21 protein-coding genes are annotated in these 21,648 nt (G+C 33.5%); 5 read left to right on the top strand and 16 right to left on the bottom strand.

The features are described 5' to 3' along the window. Positions 1-3: 3 nt before the first annotated feature. The 5 genes from EG358_RS00295 to EG358_RS00275 form a co-directional block, all read right to left on the bottom strand. Positions 4-522 carry an NUDIX hydrolase gene (locus tag EG358_RS00295; protein ID WP_076561963.1) on the bottom strand — a complete coding sequence of 173 codons (519 nt, stop codon included), beginning with the start codon at positions 520-522 and terminating at the stop codon, positions 4-6. Beyond that, positions 522-1,433: a site-specific tyrosine recombinase XerD gene (xerD, locus tag EG358_RS00290; protein ID WP_076561962.1), complete on the bottom strand. Its 912-nt coding sequence runs from the start codon at positions 1,431-1,433 to the stop codon at positions 522-524. Before xerD ends, EG358_RS00295 begins: the two co-directional genes overlap by 1 nt. A 17-nt stretch (positions 1,434-1,450) precedes the next feature. After that, positions 1,451-1,882, bottom strand: coding sequence for a deoxycytidylate deaminase (locus EG358_RS00285; protein ID WP_076561961.1), 432 nt, complete (start codon positions 1,880-1,882; stop codon positions 1,451-1,453). A gap of 32 nt (positions 1,883-1,914) precedes the next feature. Next, positions 1,915-2,682, bottom strand: a complete 768-nt coding sequence (locus EG358_RS00280) for an enoyl-CoA hydratase-related protein (protein WP_076561960.1) — start codon at positions 2,680-2,682, stop codon at positions 1,915-1,917. A 101-nt stretch (positions 2,683-2,783) separates the two neighbouring features. After that, positions 2,784-4,271, bottom strand: coding sequence for a catalase (locus tag EG358_RS00275; RefSeq protein WP_076561959.1), 1,488 nt, complete (start codon positions 4,269-4,271; stop codon positions 2,784-2,786). A gap of 108 nt (positions 4,272-4,379) precedes the next feature. On the opposite strand from EG358_RS00275, the gene EG358_RS00270 reads away from it, so the two are divergent. From EG358_RS00270 to EG358_RS00250, 5 genes are all read left to right on the top strand, one after another. Continuing rightward, entirely contained in the window at positions 4,380-5,330 is a 951-nt protein-coding gene (locus EG358_RS00270) for a LysR substrate-binding domain-containing protein (protein WP_076561958.1), read from the top strand. A gap of 231 nt (positions 5,331-5,561) precedes the next feature. Further along, positions 5,562-6,842 (top strand): methionine adenosyltransferase, encoded by a 1,281-nt coding sequence (gene metK, locus EG358_RS00265; protein WP_076561957.1) that lies wholly within the window; start codon positions 5,562-5,564, stop codon positions 6,840-6,842. An 81-nt stretch (positions 6,843-6,923) separates the two neighbouring features. Next, positions 6,924-7,412, top strand: coding sequence for a hypothetical protein (locus EG358_RS00260; RefSeq protein WP_076561956.1), 489 nt, complete (start codon positions 6,924-6,926; stop codon positions 7,410-7,412). Between the two features lie 187 nt (positions 7,413-7,599). Beyond that, complete coding sequence (locus tag EG358_RS00255; RefSeq protein WP_076561955.1) at positions 7,600-8,187, top strand: RNA polymerase sigma factor; 588 nt, start codon at positions 7,600-7,602, stop codon at positions 8,185-8,187. A gap of 201 nt (positions 8,188-8,388) precedes the next feature. Then, a complete protein-coding gene (locus tag EG358_RS00250) occupies positions 8,389-9,084 on the top strand; it encodes a YjjG family noncanonical pyrimidine nucleotidase (protein ID WP_076561954.1) in 696 nt (231 codons plus the stop codon). Positions 9,085-9,106: 22 nt separating this feature from the next. On the opposite strand, the gene EG358_RS00245 is transcribed toward EG358_RS00250, so the two are convergent. The 11 genes from EG358_RS00245 to ileS all read right to left on the bottom strand — a co-directional run bounded on the left by EG358_RS00245 (position 9,107) and on the right by ileS (position 21,457). Next, a complete protein-coding gene (locus tag EG358_RS00245; RefSeq protein ID WP_076561953.1) occupies positions 9,107-11,674 on the bottom strand; it encodes a peptidase associated/transthyretin-like domain-containing protein in 2,568 nt (855 codons plus the stop codon). Between the two features lie 35 nt (positions 11,675-11,709). After that, a complete protein-coding gene (locus EG358_RS00240) occupies positions 11,710-12,426 on the bottom strand; it encodes a GLPGLI family protein (protein WP_076561952.1) in 717 nt (238 codons plus the stop codon). Between the two features lie 662 nt (positions 12,427-13,088). Further along, entirely contained in the window at positions 13,089-14,057 is a 969-nt protein-coding gene (trpS, locus tag EG358_RS00235) for a tryptophan--tRNA ligase (protein WP_076561951.1), read from the bottom strand. Positions 14,058-14,136: 79 nt separating this feature from the next. Then, on the bottom strand, positions 14,137-14,997 hold the full coding sequence (locus tag EG358_RS00230) for a hypothetical protein (RefSeq protein WP_076561950.1): 861 nt from the start codon (positions 14,995-14,997) through the stop codon (positions 14,137-14,139). 1 nt (position 14,998) lies between these two features. Next, entirely contained in the window at positions 14,999-15,709 is a 711-nt protein-coding gene (locus EG358_RS00225; RefSeq protein WP_076561949.1) for a hypothetical protein, read from the bottom strand. A 10-nt stretch (positions 15,710-15,719) separates the two neighbouring features. Continuing rightward, positions 15,720-16,364 carry a SanA/YdcF family protein gene (locus EG358_RS00220; RefSeq protein WP_076561948.1) on the bottom strand — a complete coding sequence of 215 codons (645 nt, stop codon included), beginning with the start codon at positions 16,362-16,364 and terminating at the stop codon, positions 15,720-15,722. A 41-nt stretch (positions 16,365-16,405) separates the two neighbouring features. After that, positions 16,406-17,044, bottom strand: coding sequence for a lipoprotein signal peptidase (locus EG358_RS00215; protein WP_076561947.1), 639 nt, complete (start codon positions 17,042-17,044; stop codon positions 16,406-16,408). Further along, positions 17,044-17,238, bottom strand: coding sequence for a DUF2683 family protein (locus EG358_RS00210; RefSeq protein WP_076561946.1), 195 nt, complete (start codon positions 17,236-17,238; stop codon positions 17,044-17,046). Before EG358_RS00210 ends, EG358_RS00215 begins: the two co-directional genes overlap by 1 nt. 42 nt (positions 17,239-17,280) lie before the next feature. Further along, positions 17,281-17,526 (bottom strand): DUF6576 domain-containing protein, encoded by a 246-nt coding sequence (locus tag EG358_RS00205; protein WP_076561945.1) that lies wholly within the window; start codon positions 17,524-17,526, stop codon positions 17,281-17,283. 86 nt (positions 17,527-17,612) lie between these two features. After that, positions 17,613-17,993, bottom strand: a complete 381-nt coding sequence (locus tag EG358_RS00200; RefSeq protein WP_066678201.1) for a TraR/DksA family transcriptional regulator — start codon at positions 17,991-17,993, stop codon at positions 17,613-17,615. 59 nt (positions 17,994-18,052) lie between these two features. Then, positions 18,053-21,457 (bottom strand): isoleucine--tRNA ligase, encoded by a 3,405-nt coding sequence (gene ileS / locus EG358_RS00195; RefSeq protein WP_076561944.1) that lies wholly within the window; start codon positions 21,455-21,457, stop codon positions 18,053-18,055. Positions 21,458-21,648: the final 191 nt, after the last annotated feature.

Below are 21,648 nucleotides of genomic sequence, written 5' to 3'. Positions count from 1 at the left end.
CTTCTAATTAAAATCTTTTAAATACTGTTCAAAGAATTTCTTTTGAGAATCGAAAGCAATATCTTCAAGATTGATTTCTGAAGCTTTAATCCATTGAGTTTCCGAAATTTCAGATAGTGCTATATTAACTTCGAACTTTTCTGGAACACGATATTCATAAAACAAATCAATCGTATTATAATCAATTTCTTTGTATTGGTAAACATTGGGAAGACTCGTTAGATATCTCAGGTTTTTAATATCAATTTCAAGTTGCAATTCCTCCAAGAGCTCTCTTTTGCATGTGTTTTCTGCACTTTCTTTGGGGTCAACAAATCCTCCTGCCAAATCAAGTTTCCCTTTTTTAGGCTCCTGATTTCTTCTGGTTAAATAGATTTCATCTCCGCAGCGAATGACGACAGCAACAGCTCCGGCAACATTATTATATAAAGTGAAGCTGCACTCAGGGCAGCTCCACTTTTTTTCTCCGTTCCAATTGAGGGTTTGGTTTCCGCAATTCGGACAAAATTTTAGTATTTTCATTAAGCAGTATTAGAATTTCTCGGGTGAAAATTTAATATCACATCCCGAAGTTCTTCAGTTTTTAAATGGGTATAAATCCCGGTTGTCGTAATGCTCGAATGCCCCAACATTTCCTGAATATAACGCAAGTCTGCACCGTTTTGCAATAAGTGCGTAGCAAACGAATGTCTGAAGGTGTGTGGAGATATTTTCTTGCTTACTCCCGCTTTATCGGTTAGTTCTTTTATAATTATAAATACAATCACGCGAGACATTGAAGTTCCTCTGCTGTTAAGGAAAAGGGTGTCTTCATGCTTCTTGTTAATTTTATTTCTAAAACGTACTTCTGTAATATATTCTTTTAAAAGGTTTGCTGTATATTCGGCTAAAGGCACAAAACGTGTTTTGTTTCCCTTTCCTACAACTTTGATATAGTTTTCTTTAAAATTAATATTTGATATTTTAACATCTATTAATTCTGAAACTCTTAATCCACAGCCGTATAGAACCTCAATAATACAGTGATTTCTTTTGCCAAGGTCTGAACCTATTTCGATAGCTTGAATTATTCTTTCAATATCAGCAAGGCTTAAAGTATCGGGTAAATAAAGTCCTAATTTTGGTCCTTCTAAGAGTGTTGAAGGATTGTCATTTCGAATTTCGTCTTCCAGTAAATATCTGAAAAAAGCTTTAATGGAAGAAATCCATCTCGCTTGTGACCGTTCGCTGAATTTTTGTTTAGATAAATTAAAAATGTATTCCTGTAGATTATCATAGGTAATCTTCTCAGGACCTGTATTTTCAAGGTATCCTACTGCGTAGTCTTTAAGTTTTTTAATGTCGCGAACATAAGCGTCAAGTGTGTTTTCTGAAAAATTTCTTTCAAAGCGAAGAAAGATTTCAAAATCTTTAATTTTTTCATCCCAAGTCATCGTGTTGTGTTTTTTTGTTAAATTTCTAATTCATTCTCTGTAACCTGTATTATTTCAATGTGATGTTCTTTTAAAAAAGCAATTCCCTCGTCATCCGAATAAGCATTAATGTAGACTAATCTTGAAATTCCTGCCTGTAAAATCAGCTTACTGCATTCTTTACAGGGTGATAGTGTAAGGTACAAAGTTGCACCTCGTGCAGATTGTGTAGAGCCTGCCAATTTCAAAATTGCATTTGCCTCTGCATGTAAAACGTACCAGTAGGTCTTGCCGGTTTCGTCTTCACAACAGTTTTCAGATCCTGATGGGGTACCATTGTATCCATCTGAAATAATCATCCTATCTTTTACGATAAGAGCTCCTACCTGCTTTCTTTCGCAGTAGGACAGTCTTGCCCATTCCTGAGCCATTTTAAGATAAGCTTTGTCAAACTTATTATACTTCTGCATCGGTTTTTTCGAAATAATTTGTGATATGTATGTTAGAAGTTAGGCTTTCTTTTTTCAATAAAAGCAGAAACTCCTTCTTTTTTGTCCTCTAAATCAAAAAGCTCTCCGAAATACTTAATTTCGGTTTCAAAACCTTTATCACTATCAGACAGATTGGTTGCTTTAATAGCGCGTGAAATAGCCATTGGAGAATTGTTTGCAATTGTTTTTGCCAATTCTTCTGTTTTTGAAAGAAGTTCACCAATAGGGAAAACCTCATTTACCAGACCAATTTCTTTTGCTTTTTGTGCAGGAATCATTTTTGCTGAGAAAATCATCTCATTAGCAATCCCTTTTCCTACTAATTTTGGAAGTCTTTGGGTTCCTCCATATCCGGGAATAAGTCCTAACGTTACTTCAGGAAGACCCAGTTTAGCATTATCAGATGCATATCTGATGTGACATGCCATTGCCAACTCTAAACCTCCGCCCAAAGCGAAGCCGTTTACTGCAGCAATTACGGGTTTAGACAGGTTTTCTATCTTGTCAAAAAGAATATTTTGACCGTTTCTTGCTAATTCTTCTGCTTTTTCCTGACTAAAGTTACTAAATTCTTTTATATCTGCACCAGCAACGAACGATTTTTCTCCACTTCCGGTTAAAATAATTACTCTTACCTCATTGTCAGACTGTAATTCATCTAATGCAGAACTGATCTCTTTTATTGTTTGTGCATTTAATGCATTTAAACTCTCAGGTCTGTTGATTGTAATTACAGCAGTTTTCTCTTCTTTCTTTAGCAGTATATTTTCGTAAGTCATTATTCTCTTAATCTTTAAGAACTTGCAAATTAAAAATTTTTTGCAAATAAAAAGGGAAAAAAATAACTTTTTTCCCTTTTAAGTGTTTATTATCTAATAGTTTATTTTGAATGATTCATCATGTTGGCGTCAATATTGACACTTAAACCTGATGCCACTTTCATGCCAAGCTCAATATTTGCCCTGAAAAAATGACACAACTGGCGGTTGATAATCTCGTCTCTTTTAGGCCCATCAATTCCCCTCATGTGATCTATAATGTTCTTTACCAGATTTTCTCGGTCTTGCTGATTCATCGCTTTTGTATATAAAAGCCCGGGTTGCGTGTAATGATCGTCGTCATTTTCATTTCTGTTGAAATTGGCTACATGGTTGCTATCCAGCTCATATTCAAAATTTTTGTAAGACGAATCTGGTCTTATGTCATCAAAACTGTTTGGATAGTAGTTGGGCTTATCTTGATAATGAGATGAGTCTGCCATAAAACCGTCTCTTTGGTAATTATTGACTGCGAACGGGCATCTGTTGACTTCCAACTGATGAGCATTGACGCCAACTCTGTATCGGTGAGCATCCGGGTAAGAAAATAATCTTCCCTGAAGCATTTTGTCAGGTGAAAAGCTGATTCCGTTGATCAAATTACTTGGTGAGAAAGTGGATTGCTCTACATGTGCAAAATAATTTACCGGCACTTCATTCAGCTCCATTTCGCCAACTTCGATCAAAGGAAAATCTCCCTGAAACCAAACCTTGGTAATGTCGAAAGGATTCCATCTAAATTCTTTTGCCTGCTCTTCGGTCATCACCTGCATATACATCGTCCATTTCGGGAAATCGCCATTGTCGATTGCCTTACAAAGATCTTCCTGAGCAAAATCAGGGTTTTCTCCTGCCATTTTCGTTGCCTCGTCGTTGGTGAAGTTTTTAATTCCCTGTTTCGTTTTAAAATGAAATTTCACCCAAACTCTTTCATTATTTTCATTAATCATCGAGAAAGTATGAGACCCAAAACCATGCATGTGTCTGAAGCCATAAGGTGTCCCTCGATCTGACATTAAAATCAGAACTTGATGTAATGATTCCGGATTTAAACTCCAGAAATCCCACATCATGGTTGGGCTTTTTAAGTTGGTCTTTGGAACTCTTTTTTGAGTATGTATAAAATCAGGGAATTTTTTAGCATCTTTAATAAAGAAAACGGGTGTGTTGTTCCCTACCAAATCCCAATTTCCATCTTCCGTGTAGAATTTTAAGGCAAATCCGCGAGGATCTCTTGCAGTATCGGCACTTCCTTTTTCGCCACCGACAGTAGAGAAACGGGCAAACATTTTACAAGAATTTCCTACCTGAGAAAATAATTTGGCTTTTGTATATTTTGTAATGTCATGAGTGACTGTAAATTTTCCGTAAGCTCCACTTCCTTTAGCATGAACAATTCTTTCCGGAATTCTTTCTCTCACAAAATGAGCAAGATTTTCCTGTAAAATAAAATCCTGTAACAACACCGGGCCACGCGCACCTACAGTTTGAGAATCCTGGTGTTCGTAATATGGTGCTCCGCTGCCTGTTGTTAATTTTTTATTATCCATATAGTTATGATTTGAGATGTAATCGAATTTTTAAGAATCAAATTTAGTTGAATTTTTAATGGCTTCTGCCAAAAACGTTATATCTTTGTCATAGATAATATTAATCAAATGAACATTCAGCAATTGGAATATCTTATCGCTGTAGATAAGTATAAGCATTTTGGTAAAGCCGCTCAAGCGTGCTTTATTACTCAGCCTACATTAAGTGCAATGATACAAAAGTTTGAAGATGAGCTGGATGTAAAGGTTTTTGACAGAACAACTCACCCAATCAGAACAACTGATGTCGGATTGCAAATTATAGATCAGGCAAAAGTAATTATAGAGGCTGTAAATGAGCTTAAAAACAAGGCTAATTTATTAAATAATATTTTGGGCGGAACCATTAACTTGGGAATCATTCCTACCGTTTCTTCATTTATTTTGCCTACAGAAATCTTTAATTTCCTGCAAGATAATCCTAAAATTCAGATGAATGTAAAGGAAATGACGACAGACAACATTATCAAAGCTTTAAAAGCAGGAGAGTTGGATGCCGGAATTATTTCTACACCTTATGATAACGCCAACGAATTTTATCAGGACTTCTTGTTTAATGAAGAATTGATGATTTACAGTTCAGATACAGAAGCAAATAAGAAAAATACGTTTATCGTTCCTGAAGAATTAAATGTAGAAAAGGTTTGGCTTTTGGAAGAAGGTAACTGTCTGAGAAATCAGTTTGAAAATATCTGTCATTTAAAAGAAAATACTTTGAAGCCTAAAAATTTAGATTTCTTAGCATCAAATATTCAGACTTTGGTACACATGGTTGACAAAGTAGGAGGAATCAGTATTTTACCTGAATTAGCCTTAAATCAACTTTCAGAAGAGCAAAAAGGTAAAGTTTACCGATTTAAAAAACCTTTCCCATATAGAGAGATCAAGATCATTTATTATAAGCCGACCTTCAAACAAAAAATCATTGATGAGTTGAGTTCTTTTATAAAAACTTCTCTAGAAACGAAGCTTAATTTCAATAATGCTCCAAAAGATTTTGTCAGCATTAAGCCTCAATAATTGTATCTGGAGGCAATTTTAAGCATGTTTCAATAAAAATATAATAATCGATAAAAGTTTTTGAGTATTAAAAAATAGTACTTAACTTTGCAGACGTTTATTAACGAGGAAAAATTTGACCTGATTGCAACCTCTCTAAAAAAATGCTAAAACAGTAATTCTCTTTTAGCATTTTCGGGCAATTATTCATTTTTTCTTCACATTTTTAATCTAAAAAATACAAAGAATAATATGTCTTATTTATTTACATCTGAATCTGTTTCAGAAGGACATCCGGATAAAATTGCTGATCAGATTTCTGATGCATTGATCGATAACTTTTTAGCATACGACAAAACTTCAAAAGTAGCTTGTGAAACTTTGGTTACTACAGGACAGGTTGTTTTGGCAGGAGAGGTGAAATCTGATGCTTATTTGGACGTTCAGACTATTGCAAGAGAAGTAATCAACGGAATTGGGTATACAAAAGGTGAATATATGTTCAACGGAGATTCTTGTGGAGTAATTTCTGCGATCCACGAACAGTCACCAGATATTAATCAAGGTGTTGACCGAGTTGTTGCCGACGAAACTTTCGAAACAAAAGCAAACGCACAGGGAGCGGGGGATCAGGGAATGATGTTCGGATACGCTACCAACGAAACGGCAAATTATATGCCTTTAGCTTTAGATTTGGCTCATACTATTCTTAAAGAACTTTCTGCAATCAGAAGAGAAGATTCTGAAATCAAATATCTTCGTCCAGATGCAAAATCTCAGGTAACCATTGAGTATTCTGACGATCACAAACCGGTAAGAATTGATTCTATTGTTGTTTCTACTCAGCATGACGATTTCGCTGCTGAAGAAGAAATGTTAAATAAAATCAGAGAAGACATTAAAACGATTTTGATTCCTAGAGTTGTAGCTCTACAAACTGAGGAAATTAAAGCATTATTTAATGATCAGATCAAATATCACATCAACCCAACAGGGAAATTCGTCATCGGTGGTCCTCACGGAGATACAGGTCTTACAGGAAGAAAAATCATCGTTGATACGTACGGTGGAAAAGGTGCTCACGGTGGTGGTGCTTTCTCTGGAAAAGATCCTTCAAAAGTAGACAGAAGTGCTGCGTATGCTACAAGACACATTGCTAAAAATCTTGTTGCTGCAGGTGTTGCAGATGAAGTTTTGGTGCAGGTTTCTTATGCAATTGGTGTTGCTGAGCCTTGTGGTTTATACATCAATACTTACGGAACTTCTAAGGTTGGCTTAAATGATGGTGAAATCGCTAAAAAAGTATCTACGGTTTTCGATTTGAGACCTTACGCTATCGAGCAAAATTTAAAATTAAGAAATCCTATCTACCAGGAAACTGCTTCTTACGGGCACATGGGAAGAGAGCATTTCGTTGCAGATAAAACCTTTAATAAAGGACACAAAAATGAGTTGACTCTTACAGGTTTAGAGTTCTTCACATGGGAGAAATTAGATAAAGTAGAAGAAATTAAATCCGCTTTCGGAATTTAATTCTGCTTTTCGGTATAGAAACTGCTTTAACATGAATATGCTAAAGCAGTTTTTTTTATTTTTACAATTAAATACTTTACAATGAAAATGCGATTTGCAATTACCATACTTTTACTTTTTTTCGTAAGCACTTTTGTAAAAGCACAATACACGGTGCATAAAATGATTAATGTAGGATATGTTTACCAAAATCAAAGCTTCGGTGAAGTAGGCGGGAAACTGATGTTTCTTAAAAATGATGATGTCATTTATCGTTTGGGAGCTTCCGCTTTGATGGGTTCTGCAAATTCGGATTTTGCCATAATGCCCAAATTACAGGCTGATGTTTTGTTTAATTTTGAAAAGAATGTAGATTTTTATCATTCTTACTATTTTCTTGCTGGAGTTGAGGGAACAAATAAGTATGTGGCTCCTAAAATTGGGGTTACTCTTTTTGGAATTTTAGATCTTACCGGAGGTTATGCTTTTCCTATTGGAAATTCTGGTTTAAATGGTAAAGAATTAAAAGGGGTAAATGTTAATTTCACATTAAATATTCCAACATCTTTCTTACATGACATGTTAAAGTAATCTTTTTTAAATAATTCTTCAGAATTATTAATAAATGGTTAACAGTTATTAAAATTTTATTTATATTTACAGCATAATTTAAATGCTTATAGATAAGACTCTACTCTAATACTGTTTTGGCAAACTAAAAATTCACTTGATTTAAGTCAGGAAAATGTTTGTCGGCGGATAATATATGAGATGAGTTATGAAATCAACGGACAGTCTATTAATTTCTCTATACCAAAAAGGAGACGAAGAAGCATTATCTACCCTTATACATCGCCACCAAAGAGAATTGTTTACATTTATATTATATAAAATAAATGATCAGGATTTGGCGAATGATATCTTTCAGGATACCTTTATAAAAATTATTGTAATGCTTAAAGAAGGGCGTTACAACGAAGAAGGTAAATTTATTCTTTGGGCAAAAAGAATTGCTCAGAATCTTATTATTGATCATTTTCGTGCTAAAGCAAAAAATATAAAAGTTTCAGAAACTACTTTTGAAAGTGACGAGTTTTCTATTTTCGACTTAATTAGAGAGCCTTCAGAAAATATTGAAGATCAGTTGGTAAGCCTTCAGATTCAGGAGGATTTGCTAAAAATGCTGCAGTTTTTACCACAGAATCAACAGGAGGTGATAAAACTCAGGTTTTTTGACGGACTAAGTTTTAAAGAGATTGCTGAGCATACAGATATGAGTATTAATACTACTTTGGGACGTGTTCGCTATGCATTGATCAACCTAAGAAAAATAATGGAAGAAAATAATATTGTCCTGACGAGATAATAATTCACAATGTTTCACGTTTTAAAGAAAAAACATTTTTTGCCTATGAAAAATAACGATTCTTTAAAAGTGAAAAGTTTGAAACCCAAAAAACAAACCATTGATTTTTTGCTTAGTTTCTCAAAAAGTCTTGACGTTGTAAAGATTAAAAATAATCATTACCACCTTTCGAAAAATTAAAAATCATTAATTTTGTGCTGTATGAAAATTCAGCACATTTTTTTTGATCTCGACAATACGCTTTGGGATCACCGTAGAAACGCTTATTTAACAATAAAAGATCTTTTCGATAAAGAAGAAATTACTTTAAAACATACTATTGATTTTGAAGACTTTCATTCTGTATATCATGAAATCAATGAAAAGCTTTGGGAACAAATCAGAGACGGCGAAATTGATAAAGAATATCTCAGAAAACATCGTTTTTATGATACATTCAAGCGTTTTGGAATTGATGATCTGGAATTATCTATGTTCTTTGAAGAGCATTTTTTAGATAAAATTTTGAATTACAATCATCTGGTTGAAGGCGCACAATATATTTTAGACTATTTAAAAGCTAAAGATTATACGCTTCATATTATTTCAAACGGTTTTCAGGAAGTGACGGAAAGAAAATGTATTCTTTCAAAAATTGATCATTATTTTCAGACGATTACCAGCGCAGACTCGGTTGGAGTAAGAAAACCTAATCCTGCAATTTTTGAGTATTCTTTAGGACTTTCTGATGCTAAAAAAGAAGAAAGTATTCTGATTGGTGACGATTGGATTGCGGATGTAATCGGTGCTCAGAATTTCGGCATGGATGTTATTTTCTTTGATGTTTTGAATGAAAATAAAGAAGTTGAAAATCTTAAAGTGATAAAACATCTTTTACAGATTAAAGAATATTTGTAAGAAAGTCTGAAATGCTTAATGATCAAAAATAATATTTTAAACCTCCCGTAATATAACCGTGTAATGCAACTATTGAAGTTTCTTCCGTTCCTAATAAACTTACAGAACTATTAATATATTCAAAATTGTTTAAATTCAGTATATTATTGAATAGTAAATTGTATTCAAAGTTAGAATTTTCTTTTCTGTAAGAAATTTGTCCGCCCAACAGAAAGTCTTTTAATATAGTTTGTTGCGTTTTCTGAATAAAGTATTCTCCTAGTATATTTCCCAACCATTCTTTATGAATATTTGCACGTAACCCTAAATATAATTTTAGATTTTGTTGACTTGAAGATGTATTAAAAAGACTTTGCTTAAAAAATGATTTAGTAAATGTATATCCTAAATCAAATTGTACAGGAATTTCCTTAGATTTGGATGAAATTTTTTGCCCTATTTCTATGTTTTTTATGCTGGTTTCATTGGATTGCTGACTGACGAAATTATTTGTGCGGCTGTATGATCCTGTAAATTTAGATTTCAATGTGAGAAAATTTCCTATTCTTCTATCATCTGAAGTAAGTAAGAACCAGCGATCGTTTAAATTACCAAGAACATTAAGTGATTGAGAAAAAAGTCCAAAATTGGTTACGTCTGTTGAAAAATTGGAGTTGGCTTTTTCGTACGCTAGTATTGAAAAAAAATAATTTCCTTTGGATAAATTAAAACTAATAAAATTGAATTTGAAAGCATTGGCATTAACCAAAGTTTCTGGGGATAATGAAGCATTCCGCATATATGATAAGTTACGGTTGTAATTTTGATCATATAATAGTTGAATAAAATCGGGAGATTTATACTGATTTATATATTCCAAAGCGAAAACCATACTTGCCTTTGATTGTAACTTGTATTGTATCTTAAAATTTTTGTCGAAATAATACTTTTCTACTTGGTTAAAATTAAGAAAATGAGATGTTAAAGTTCCTGATAAATCAAAGCTTCCTATGCCCTTTTGAATAAATATTTCATTAATAAAATCGTAAGTTTTTAAATTTTTCACTTCAGATTCAGAGGTGAAAAATTCTGATAATCTGGCATTCTCATATTTATAAAAATATCCGGAACGATAATTTATCGTCGCAAAGCTAAAATTGTTTTTTAAGTTAAGCTGTAAAGAATATTTTTCTGAATCTAAATCCAAAATTTGTAATAAATTGTTGAAGGGATTTTGGAATAGATTTTCTGAAGAGTTCATCTGTAAAATTGATTTTTTTGTATTTTTTTGCTGTGAAAAATCAATTGAGATTTTAGTGATATTGAATTTTTTATTCCAGGAAATAAAATTTCCTAATGTGTTACTTTTAATACCATTTTCTATATCATAGAATGTATTGATAAGATTTGAATTTCTATTTATTTCCTGATTAAAGTTATCCTCCTCAGTATTAAATCCAAAATTGTAATAAAGAAAACTTTTGTCTGCGAATGTCTTTTTTATTTTCATCTGTGTTGTACCAAAAAAGCCTTTATTTTTTTCTGTCCGATTTTCATATAAATTATATGTTGCAGGTTGTCCTTCAAAGGCAATTCTGCTAATAGTTGATAGTTTTTCTAATTGGGCAGTATTGAAGATTGAAAATGCAGTTATAGAAAAGGTTTTGTTTGATTTTGAATACTGTAGTGCACCAAATTGATTGTTTTTATCTTTCACCCTTCCGTCATTATTTAAGAACGTAGGTGTATCAAGACGTGTAGCATCATTCCCATTATCTCCATCATCTTGCTTGTTCATTTCATAAAAATCCATCATTCCTATGGGGTCTTTGGCAATGGAATTAGCATTTGCGATTATGGCTATATTGCCTGCTTTGCTAAATTTGAATAAATTGGCATGAGCAAGATAACTATTTTTATTGCCGTAATTGGCTTGTGCATTTCCCGTTATTCGTCCTTTGTATTCGTCCTTTAATTTTAAATTTAAAGCAGTCGATTGATTTCCACTCATGGTTGTGTAGTTTTTCCAAAAATCAACACCATCAATCATATCTGCAGTAATGTTTTGGGTTGCCATTTTATGGTTTTTACCAAAAAATTGGTTACCATCAACCAAAACTTGTCCTACAATATTTCCATTATTGGTAACTTTTCCGTTTTCATTGATATCCAGCCCGGGTAATTTTTTGATTAAATCTTCTACGGTTCTTTCTGTTCCGTCTTTTACAACCTTTATATTATAGGAAATAGTATCTCCTTTTGCAAATGCTATTTTTGGGCGTGCTTTTATTTTAACTTCTTGAATTTCGGTAATTTGTTGCTCCAATAAGATTTCAAAATCAGATTTTTCAAAGGTATTTATCTCTACAAATTTTGTTTTGTAGAGCAAAGAAGTAAATTTTAAAGTATAAATGCCTTTTTCAGAAACAACAAAACTACAAACACCGTTTTCGTTTGTAGTTTTGAAATTTATTGTTTTGTTGTTTTTTATTAATTGTACGTTTACATTATCAAGATTTTTCTTTTCTTTGCTAATTGTTTTTACTACAATATTTTGCCCCCAAAAAAAGTGAACAAAGAAAAGAAAAGGGAAAGTAATTAGATACTTCATTAGTAATTATAATCAATACAAAACCTTTCGGTTCTTTAGTTCTTTTGCATGTTTTTTATCATTTCACTAGCTTTCATTCTTTTATTTTCTAAAAATTTAATACCCCCTTCTTGATTCTTGAGTTTTAGTTTGTCACCTTCATATACTTTTAAGGTCGGGTCCATCTTTTTTATGTCATTTTCACTCACATTTTTTGAAACATTGGTTGCATAACATAAAAGATTCGGACTTTCTACTTTTAGAATTAGACCAGGTACTTTATAGTAATTGTACGGTCCAGCAGAAACAGGAATATCTTCGGTATACCAAACTTTGCTCTCATCATTTCCTATTTTGTAAAGTGCTGCTTTACAGTTATAGTTTTCAATAGTTTGTGTTTCGTTTGTAAACTCTACGCTTACATCATCCATGGGATAATATCCATAAAATTCTTCTACAATATAATCACTTAATTTATAAAGACCTCTATTATCTTTTAAGCGAAAGAATTCCGTCTTTTGCTCTCTTGTTGATAATTTTTCATTAGAATCTCTTTGAAAGAAACTATTACCATCATTATAGTACAGCACATATTTTTCCGGTTTTTTGGCATTCTCTAAAATCTGTCTTTCGATTTCTGCTTTTTGACTATCTGGAAAATTAAAACCATTATAATTTATGATTGGTCTAATAATAGATTCGTAAGTAACACTAACTTGGCTATATGTGAGTGTTGAACAAATTAGTACGAATATTGTAATGTATTTATTCATAAAATTGTTTTTTTAAAAAAGCAAGAGGTTGAGAAAACCTCTTGCCTTCTTTTTTTGAAAATAAACTACGCTTTTATCACATAAATTCTTGTTCCTGGATTTTCAAGAATACAAGGACGAGTTGACTCATGTGTTGAGAGTATTACTGTTTGTCCATCCTTTACTGTTGTAACTACCACAAGATCTTTACACTCTGCTAAAAATTTTTGTGCCTCTTCAAGAGAGTCAAACTGGTAAATTGTTTGAGGTTTTTCAACATTGCTTTCTACTTTCGATGATTCGTTGTTTGTAGATTTTGGATTTTGTACGTTGTCTTTAGCGAACCCTAAAGTTGTTCCGGCAACTAAAAAAGCTGCGAATAATAATTTTTTTATTTAATAATTAAAATTAATTTGTGTTTAAACTTTCTGCGAATTTGGTTTTAACTATACAAATGAATCAAAAAAATAATTGTCAAGCAACACTTTTCACTTTTTTTTGAAAAATATAAAATTTTAAGTGCTTGTATTATAGGTTTTTATATTCATTTATTTTTCTATTGTCTTTATGAATAAATGTAAAATTTTGCATGCATGAAAAATATAAAAGAAAAAACCAAAGCAAAAATGAATTTGCTTTGGTTGAAATATTTATATTGCTTTTTGACCTCTCGGTGTTCAGAATTAAATTCCCAAACTTTCTCTCACTCTTTTAATAGTTTCCGTAGCAATAACTCTTGTTTTTGCTGCACCTTCCTGAAGTTTTGACTCAAGTTCTTCAAGATTGTTCATATAGTAAGAAAACAATTCTCTTTCTTTTTCAAATCTTGTTAAAATTAAATCTAAAAGCTCTTTTTTAGCATGGCCGTAACCAAAGTTTCCGGCTAAATATTTTGCTCTTAATTCTTCTGTTTGTTCAGGCGTCGCAATCAATTCATAAATAGCAAAAGTCTTGTCTGTAGAAGGATCTTTCGGTTCTTCCAGAGATTTAGAATCGCTTTCGATGCTCATTACCTGCTTTTTCAATTCTTTTTCGGGTAAGAAAATATTGATGATGTTTCCTCTCGATTTAGACATTTTATGGCCATCAAGTCCGGGAACATATTTGGTGTCTTCCTGCAATTCAGCCTGAGGCAAAACCAAAACTTCACCCATCTGATTATTAAATCTTGAAGCTACATCACGCGCAATTTCTAAGTGTTGAAGCTGATCTTTTCCAACGGGAACAATTTCGGCATCATACAATAAAATATCTGCTGCCATTAAGATCGGATAAGTAAACAACCCGGCATTTACATCCTGGAGTCTATCTGCTTTATCTTTGAAAGAATGCGCTAAAGTAAGTCTCTGATAAGGAAAAAAACATGATAAATGCCAAGAAAGTTCACAGGTTTCAGGGATGTCGCTTTGTCTGTAAAAGAATGTTTTTTCAGTATCAAGTCCGCAGGCAAGCCAAGCTGCAGCAATTTCATAAGTGTTTTGTTTAAGTTCTTTTGCATCTTTAATCTGCGTCAGCGAATGTAGATTCGCAATGAATAAAAATGATTCGTTCCCTGCTTGCTTAGAAAGCTCTATTGCAGGAATAATTGCACCCAAAAGGTTTCCAAGGTGCGGTGTTCCGGTGGCTTGTATGCCGGTAAGAATTCTTGACATTTGTTTAAAATTATTTCTACAAAAATAGGGAAAATTTAGAATCTATCTTGTTCAAAAACTGCTGTAAAGTTGTATTAAATTATTTCTTCAGTTTAATTTTATAATTAAAAGTAAGAACCTTTATATGCCAAAGAGTTAAAGTTTGTTCCGCTGAGATCAAGTCGTTTTCTGAACCAATAATTAAACGGTCACGGAAAGAACTAATGAATTGCGACCAATATTCGCCTTTCGAATCTTTCAGTAAAAAATAAAATCCGGCGTCACCAAATTTCTTTCCTGAAGAATCTAAAATCAATTCGCCATTTTCTCCAACACTTGGAATCATCAATACCGTTGCATTTCCGTTTGGGAGGGGAAAAACTGCTTTTACACAGGTTTTTCCGGAAGGCAAATTGCTTACTCCATAAACACCCGAATATATAACTTGTCCGGTAGATTCTACCGAACGAAACCAAAATGTATATTTTATTTCTTTTGATTTTTGATCAATGAGATTGATGATTTCGCTTTTTAAAGTTTCTGAATCAGCAATATTCTTAGTGGGAACATTCAATTGGTTAATTCTGTTGCTGAATAATTTATTTATTAAAATTCCGAAAAATTTGAAAAATGGATTCCATTTTACAGAAAAATCCAAGTTATGATTTGCTGTGTTCTCGTAAAATTCAATGACATTTTTAGATAAATTAGAGAATTCGGCTTCGGATAAATTAAGCTTTAGCATTGACGGAATGATACCTTTAGCATTTGAGTCTTTTTGTATAACTAAGTTTTCTCTTTCTGCAAATTGGTGGATGAAATCTTCACCAATTGCGTCCAAATTCCCAAACGGCCCCATCAACCAGGGAAAGTCTTCGGGTTTAATTTTTCGTCCATGCAGAATTACCCACTGTTGGGTCACCCAATCCTGAAATTTCTGCATAGGATAAGCGAACCGCATTTTAAGAGTTTTTTAAATTTGGAATAATATTTCGTTGCCCGTTCCATTCACCAAATTCAGAAATGGGCTTGAAACGCAAGGTTGTAAATTCGAAATGAAAATCTTTTCGATCTCTTTCTTTCATAGCATCGGCGTGTCTTTCGGGCTTTGGAACTTTGCTATGTCCGTGAACCATATCTGTCATTTCTTTTTGTGTTTTCCAAATTGAAAAAGTTGAAACTATATTTGGAAATTTGATGGAAGCTAAAGATAAAGTCGTTGCCGGATGGTCGCGCACCAATTTCTCAACCGGTCTTCCCCAATGGATAAATCTTGGGATTTCCGTAAATTTCATTCGTGCAATGGTAACCGCAACGACCGAAGAATCTGGATTTTCAAATTCTAATGTTTCATCAGGAATCTCAAACTTGTTGAATTTCCCCCATTTTCTCATAAAATTTAATCTTGTATGCCAGCCTTTTGCAAGGATTTTCCCTAAATTATTTTTGGTTAAAAAATTGTCGATATCACTTTCTTTTTCCCATTGAGCAAATACGGCGATCTGTCTGATCAGCATTCGGGATGGTGAAAAAATAATAGAGCCTAGAGTCATCGCCGTCATGATCTCTGCGTGAATCAACCCCGGAATATTTTTTGGCTTCGGTGGAAACAAAAGAATTTTCAATGCTGAAAAATAATTTGTTTTTACTAAATGATAAGTGAATATGCTCATAGTAAATTAATTAGGGGATCAATATCTTATCCCCGCCAAACTTCGGCTCCACCCCAAACATAAAGTCCCAGAAAACCTTTGCTCTTGCCAGTTTTTCTCTCGCATTGGTTTTTAAACCTGCATATTTATTCACATCTGCAGCATTATAACCCCAAGCTTCAATATTATTTTTTCTAGCAAGATAAACCGCTCTTTCGTTGTGAAACCTTTGAGAAATAATAATGTATGAGCTTTGTCCGAAAATTTCTTTTGCGCGAAGCACAGAATCTAAAGTTCTGAAACCTGCAAAATCTTCGAAAATTTTATCAGCAGGAACTCCGGCTTTGATAAGCTCGTTTTTCATTTCTTCAGGCTCGTTGTAATCCTTTTTAGAGTTGTCTCCGCTTACAATGATGTTTTGAATTTTCCCTGATTTAAATAATTCTGCAGCCGCTTCAATTCGATTAAAAAAATAAGCATTCGGTGCTCCATTGGATAAAGTTTTACTTGTTCCTAAAAGAAGTCCGGTTTTTTCATTAGGTAAAGTTGAAATAGTAGAAGTCACATAATCTTCCGTCTCATTATTAATGGTAAAGTTTGACCAGATGATAAAAATAATTCCTGCCACAAAAAGCAGCAGGAATATTTTGATTGTATTCTTTATAATTCTTTTCATACATTGTAAACCTTGAAGGTTTCATAAAAGTATGAAATATTTTAGAACTCAAGTCCGTTTGGAAAAGCTTTTTTTCTGAAAATTAAAAGTAATGCGGCCCCAACAGTGATTGCAGAATCGGCAACATTAAAGATGTATTTGAAGAACTCAAGGTGTTTCCCTCCAATTAAAGGCCAGGTTTCAGGAACGTACCAGTCTACTAACGGAAAATGCAGCATATCAACAACACAGCCTTTCATAAAAGTAGAATATCCTTCTCCGAAAGGAACCAGTTTAGAAACTCCGCCATAACCAATCCATTGATTTACGTTTTCGTCATAGACCATTCCGCTGTCGAAAATTAAACCATAAAACATTCCGTCGATAAGATTTCCAATTGCTCCGGCAAAAATAATCGACATTGGGATAATCAGATAATTAGATTCGCCTCTTTTAAGCCATTTGTTGAACAAGTAAACCATTCCTCCAATCAGAAAAATACGAACAATCACTAAAAAATATTTGCCAAGCATTCCGCCAAAATGAAAACCATAAGCCATGCCCGGGTTTTCTACAAATGTTAATTTAAAACCCGGAAAAACAGAAACACTGTCGTTAAGGTTAAAATTTGTTTTAATGTAAATTTTTGAAGCCTGATCTATTAATAAAATAAGAAAAGTGATCAATACTATTTTCTTCATTACTTGTCTTTCTTTGGATTGTCCTTATAGTCTGTTACCGGTTTATCCTTCTTCACAGGCGTTTTTGGTTCAAATTTCTGAGTTTTTGCGCCTCTTGTATGAAATTTTTCATATCGAATTCCCATGTCTTTCATCACGCTTTTCAGCGCATTCAGCTCCATTTGGTTTTTTGGGTGTACAATTAATGCTTCCATTTTAATTTTATTTTTTTTGTCAGTCTAAGCGTAATCGAAGACTTAATGTTTTGAAAGTTCGTCGAGCCTTTTTCTGTCTTTTGCAGACAAATCATTGATTCCGTTTTTGCCCATTTTGCTGAGAAGTCTGTCGATTTCTTTTTCTCTTTCTCGCTTGTCTGAGTTGAATTGCTGATCGATCGTCAGATTTTTAGGCTTTTCCGGATAGAATCTGTTTTTGATTCGATCTTTATTAAAAAACCATAAAACAACGACGAGGATAATCCCTAAAATCAAAAATTCACTCATAGATATAATTAAAAATTAGGTTTATACAATGCTGCAAAACATTATATAAACCCAATTAATTATTTACAAAAATAAGATAAAAATAATTATCTCTTCATATTTTTAGCTTCAATACTCAAAGTAGCATGTGGTACAGCCAGAAGTCTTTCCTTCGGAATTAGTTTTCCTGTAACTCTGCAAACGCCGTAAGTTTTGTTTTCAATTCTTATCAAAGCATTTTTCAGATCTCTTACAAACTTTTCCTGCCTTCCTGCCAAAATAGAGTTTTGCTCTTTGCTCAGCGTTTCTGCACCTTCTTCAAAAGCTTTGAAGGTAGGCGAAGTATCGTCAGTCCCATTATTTTGATCGTTGATAAAGCTTTCTCTGATCAGTTGTAAATCTTTCTCTGCTTTCTCAATTTTTTCTTTGATTATCTTTTTAAACTCTTGTAAATCAGAGTCGTTATATTTTACTCTTTCGTCTTGCATTGTCTTTTTCTTTTTTAATAAATTTATGATTTGGAAATTGAAAAAACAATAGTTATATATTAATTTTTTTCAACATTCACTTTAAATTTAATCTCATCAATATCGATTTCGTTAAAATTCGAAAGTGAAGATACAATTTCTATTTTATTTGACAAGACCTCAGATGAAATATATTCTTCATTTTGCTTGATTTGTTGAAGAAACGGTGTGTTTTCTTCCAAAACGATGCTTATTCTGTCTGTTAATTCAAAATCTTTTTCTTTTCTCAGATTTTGGATCCTGTTGATAAATTCTCTTGCGATACCTTCAGATTTCAATTCATCAGTCATCTTCAAATCTAGTGCCACAGTTGTTTTTCCATCTGAAGTCACCGTCCATCCCGGGATATCTTTTGTTGAAATTTCTACATCATTCAATGTAATTTCATATCCTTGAATATCTATCTTTCCTTCTTTTTCTAAAGATGAAATTTGCTCAGCAGAAAGATTAGTAATTTCACTACCAACAACTTTCATGTCTTTTCCAAGTCTTGAACCTAAAGTTTTGAAGTTTGGTTTGATCTGTTTTACAATTAAATGAGATGCTTCTTCGGCATTGATTAATTGTAATTCTTTAACGTTAACTTCTTGTTTAATTAATTCTGCAACGGCTAAAATCTGCTCTTCAGTTTTCTTATCCAATACAGGAATCAACACTTTTTGTAACGGTTGACGAACTTTTACGTTTTCCTTTTTTCTCAATGAGAAAACCATACTTGTAATGTTTTGTGCTAAATGGGTTTTTTCAACCAAATCCTGATCGATTAAACTTTCATCCGCAACCGGGAAGTCTGTTAAATGCACAGATTCGACACCGTCTTTTCCTGTTACTTTGTTCAAATCCTGATACAACTGATCCATAAAGAACGGAGCGATTGGTGCCGATAATTTGGCAACAGTTTCAAGACACGTATATAAAGTTTGGTAAGCAGAGATTTTGTCATCAGAATAATCTCCTTTCCAGAAACGTCTTCTGCACAATCTTACGTACCAGTTTGATAAATTGTCGTTTACAAAATTGCTGATCGATCTTGCCACTCTTGTTGGCTCATAATCTTCGTAGAATGCTTTTACTTCTTTGATTAAAAGATTCAATTCAGATAAAATCCAACGGTCGATTTCCGGTCGATTTTGAACATCTTTTTCAGAATAATTAAATCCATCAACGTTTGCATACAGAGCAAAGAATGAATACGTGTTGTAAAGAGTTCCGAAGAATTTTCTTCTCACTTCATCAATTCCTTCAATGTCGAATTTCAGGTTTTCCCAAGGATTTGCATTCGAAATCATGTACCAACGTGTCGCATCCGGACCGTAAACTGCAAGCGTTTCAAACGGATCAACTGCATTTCCTAAACGTTTAGACATTTTCTGACCGTTTTTATCCAAAACAAGTCCGTTACTCATTACATTTTTATAAGCAACTGCGTCAAAAACCGCCGTTCCGATTGCATGAAGCGTGTAAAACCAACCACGAGTCTGGTCAACGCCTTCCGCAATGAAATCTGCCGGGAAAGCTTTATTATTATCGATTAATTCTTTATTTTCAAAAGGATAATGCAACTGCGCATAAGGCATCGCCCCTGAATCGAACCAAACGTCGATAAGGTCGCTTTCACGATTCATTGCTTTTCCTGAATCTGAAACTAAAACTACTTTGTCAACCACATTTTTGTGCAGATCAACCAAAGAATAGTTTTCTTCAGACATATTTCCGATTTCAAATCCTTTGAACGGATTTTCTTTCATTAATCCTGCAGCAACCGATTTTTCAATTTCGTTGTATAATTCTTCTACAGAACCTATGATTTTTTCTTCTGCTTGTCCTGAGCCTGTCGAAGGGTCTGTTCTCCAGATTGGTAAAGGAATTCCCCAATATCTTGATCGGGAAAGATTCCAGTCGTTTACGTTTTCCAACCAATTGGCAAAACGGCCTTCTCCTGTAGATTTTGGTTTCCAGTTGATGGTTTCATTTAATTCAACCAAACGGTCTTTTACAGCCGTCATTTTTACGAACCAAGAATCTAACGGATAATATAAAACAGGTTTGTCGGTTCTCCAGCAATGAGGGTAGCTGTGAACATATTTTTCAACTTTAAAAGCTTTGTTTTCTGTTTTTAAAACAATGGCCAGTTCTACATCCCAAGATTTCTCTGGTGCAGTTCCTTCGTTGTAATATTCGTTTTTGATGTATTTTCCTGAGAAAGTTTCCGGAACATTATCTCCTTTGATAAATTTACCTTGCAAATCAACCAACGGAACCAAATTATCATTCTCATCTTTCACCAACATTGGCGGAATTCCGTTTTCTTTCGCAACTCTCGCATCATCCGCACCAAAAGTAGGAGCAATGTGTACGATACCTGTACCGTCTTCCGTCGTTACAAAATCTCCGATGATTACTTTGAACGCTTTTTCAGGAGTTTCATCCGGCGTAAACCAAGGAATTAACTGTTCGTATTGAGTTCCGGCTAATTTTTCTCCGGTAAATTCTTTTACAATTTTAAATGGAATTGTTTTGCTGTCTGAAGTATAGTTTGCCAAATCTACATCAGTTCCTTCCACGAATTTTTTACCGAAATTCTTTTCTAATAAAAGTCTGGCTAAAACAACAGTTACAGACTCAAAAGTATATTGGTTGAAAGTTTTTACAACAACATATTCAATATCTCTTCCCACCGCCAAAGCTGTGTTTGAAGGTAAAGTCCAAGGAGTTGTCGTCCATGCTAAAACGTTTACATCTCCGTCAACATCGTTGAATAATTCGGAAGAATCTTTTTTAACTTTAAACTGAGCAACGATTGTTGTATCGGTAACATCACGATACGTTCCAGGCTGATTTAATTCGTGAGAAGAAAGTCCGGTTCCTGCTTTTGGAGAGTAAGGCTGAATGGTGTAACCTTTATATAGCAATTCTTTGCTGTACAATTGCTTCAACAACCACCAAACCGTTTCCATATATTTTGACTTGTATGTGATATACGGATCTTCAAGATCTACCCAATACCCGATTTTTTCGGTAAGGTGATTCCAAACATCAGTATAACGCATTACTGCTTCACGACAAGCTTTGTTGTAATCTTCAATCGAAATTTTTTTGCCAATATCTTCTTTAGTGATTCCGAGTTCTTTTTCAACTCCTAATTCCACAGGAAGTCCGTGCGTGTCCCAACCCGCTTTACGGAAAACCTGTTTCCCGTTTTGCGTTTGGTAACGACAGAAAATATCTTTCAACGCTCTTGCCATAACGTGGTGAATTCCGGGCATTCCGTTGGCTGAAGGCGGACCTTCGTAAAACACAAACTCAGGATTTCCCTGACGTGTTTCTACACTTTTTGCAAAAGTGTCGTTTGCTTTCCAGAATTCCGAAACATTCTCGGCTACATCTATAAGGTTGAGGTTTTTATATTCTTTAAATTGGCTCATTGTAATTTCTCAATTTCGTTGATTAATCAAGTTGGCAAATTTAGTGATTTTTGTCGGTTTATAATATATGTTTTATTTTGATTCCGTCTATTGAAAAGTTGGAAGAAATTAAGAGTCTTTTAATTTGTGAATTGTCAATGGTGAAATGTGAATTTTTAAAATCTTGAGATATAATGTATGTGTCTTGATCA

The organism is Chryseobacterium indoltheticum (genome assembly GCF_003815915.1).
GTDB classification, from domain to species: Bacteria; Bacteroidota; Bacteroidia; order Flavobacteriales; family Weeksellaceae; genus Chryseobacterium; species Chryseobacterium indoltheticum.
Note: the sequence above shows the minus strand (reverse complement) of the source record. Positions and strands in the feature narration are given on the sequence as shown.

Coding starts and splice junctions, on each gene's coding strand:
- EG358_RS00295 (WP_076561963.1), bottom strand. CDS start 522: ATGAAAATACTAAAATTTTGTCCGAATTGCGGAAACCAAACCCTCAAT.
- xerD (WP_076561962.1), bottom strand. CDS start 1,433: ATGACTTGGGATGAAAAAATTAAAGATTTTGAAATCTTTCTTCGCTTT.
- EG358_RS00285 (WP_076561961.1), bottom strand. CDS start 1,882: ATGCAGAAGTATAATAAGTTTGACAAAGCTTATCTTAAAATGGCTCAG.
- EG358_RS00280 (WP_076561960.1), bottom strand. CDS start 2,682: ATGACTTACGAAAATATACTGCTAAAGAAAGAAGAGAAAACTGCTGTA.
- EG358_RS00275 (WP_076561959.1), bottom strand. CDS start 4,271: ATGGATAATAAAAAATTAACAACAGGCAGCGGAGCACCATATTACGAA.
- EG358_RS00270 (WP_076561958.1), top strand. CDS start 4,380: ATGAACATTCAGCAATTGGAATATCTTATCGCTGTAGATAAGTATAAG.
- metK (WP_076561957.1), top strand. CDS start 5,562: ATGTCTTATTTATTTACATCTGAATCTGTTTCAGAAGGACATCCGGAT.
- EG358_RS00260 (WP_076561956.1), top strand. CDS start 6,924: ATGAAAATGCGATTTGCAATTACCATACTTTTACTTTTTTTCGTAAGC.
- EG358_RS00255 (WP_076561955.1), top strand. CDS start 7,600: ATGAAATCAACGGACAGTCTATTAATTTCTCTATACCAAAAAGGAGAC.
- EG358_RS00250 (WP_076561954.1), top strand. CDS start 8,389: ATGAAAATTCAGCACATTTTTTTTGATCTCGACAATACGCTTTGGGAT.
- EG358_RS00245 (WP_076561953.1), bottom strand. CDS start 11,674: ATGAAGTATCTAATTACTTTCCCTTTTCTTTTCTTTGTTCACTTTTTT.
- EG358_RS00240 (WP_076561952.1), bottom strand. CDS start 12,426: ATGAATAAATACATTACAATATTCGTACTAATTTGTTCAACACTCACA.
- trpS (WP_076561951.1), bottom strand. CDS start 14,057: ATGTCAAGAATTCTTACCGGCATACAAGCCACCGGAACACCGCACCTT.
- EG358_RS00230 (WP_076561950.1), bottom strand. CDS start 14,997: ATGCGGTTCGCTTATCCTATGCAGAAATTTCAGGATTGGGTGACCCAA.
- EG358_RS00225 (WP_076561949.1), bottom strand. CDS start 15,709: ATGAGCATATTCACTTATCATTTAGTAAAAACAAATTATTTTTCAGCA.
- EG358_RS00220 (WP_076561948.1), bottom strand. CDS start 16,364: ATGAAAAGAATTATAAAGAATACAATCAAAATATTCCTGCTGCTTTTT.
- EG358_RS00215 (WP_076561947.1), bottom strand. CDS start 17,044: ATGAAGAAAATAGTATTGATCACTTTTCTTATTTTATTAATAGATCAG.
- EG358_RS00210 (WP_076561946.1), bottom strand. CDS start 17,238: ATGGAAGCATTAATTGTACACCCAAAAAACCAAATGGAGCTGAATGCG.
- EG358_RS00205 (WP_076561945.1), bottom strand. CDS start 17,526: ATGAGTGAATTTTTGATTTTAGGGATTATCCTCGTCGTTGTTTTATGG.
- EG358_RS00200 (WP_066678201.1), bottom strand. CDS start 17,993: ATGCAAGACGAAAGAGTAAAATATAACGACTCTGATTTACAAGAGTTT.
- ileS (WP_076561944.1), bottom strand. CDS start 21,457: ATGAGCCAATTTAAAGAATATAAAAACCTCAACCTTATAGATGTAGCC.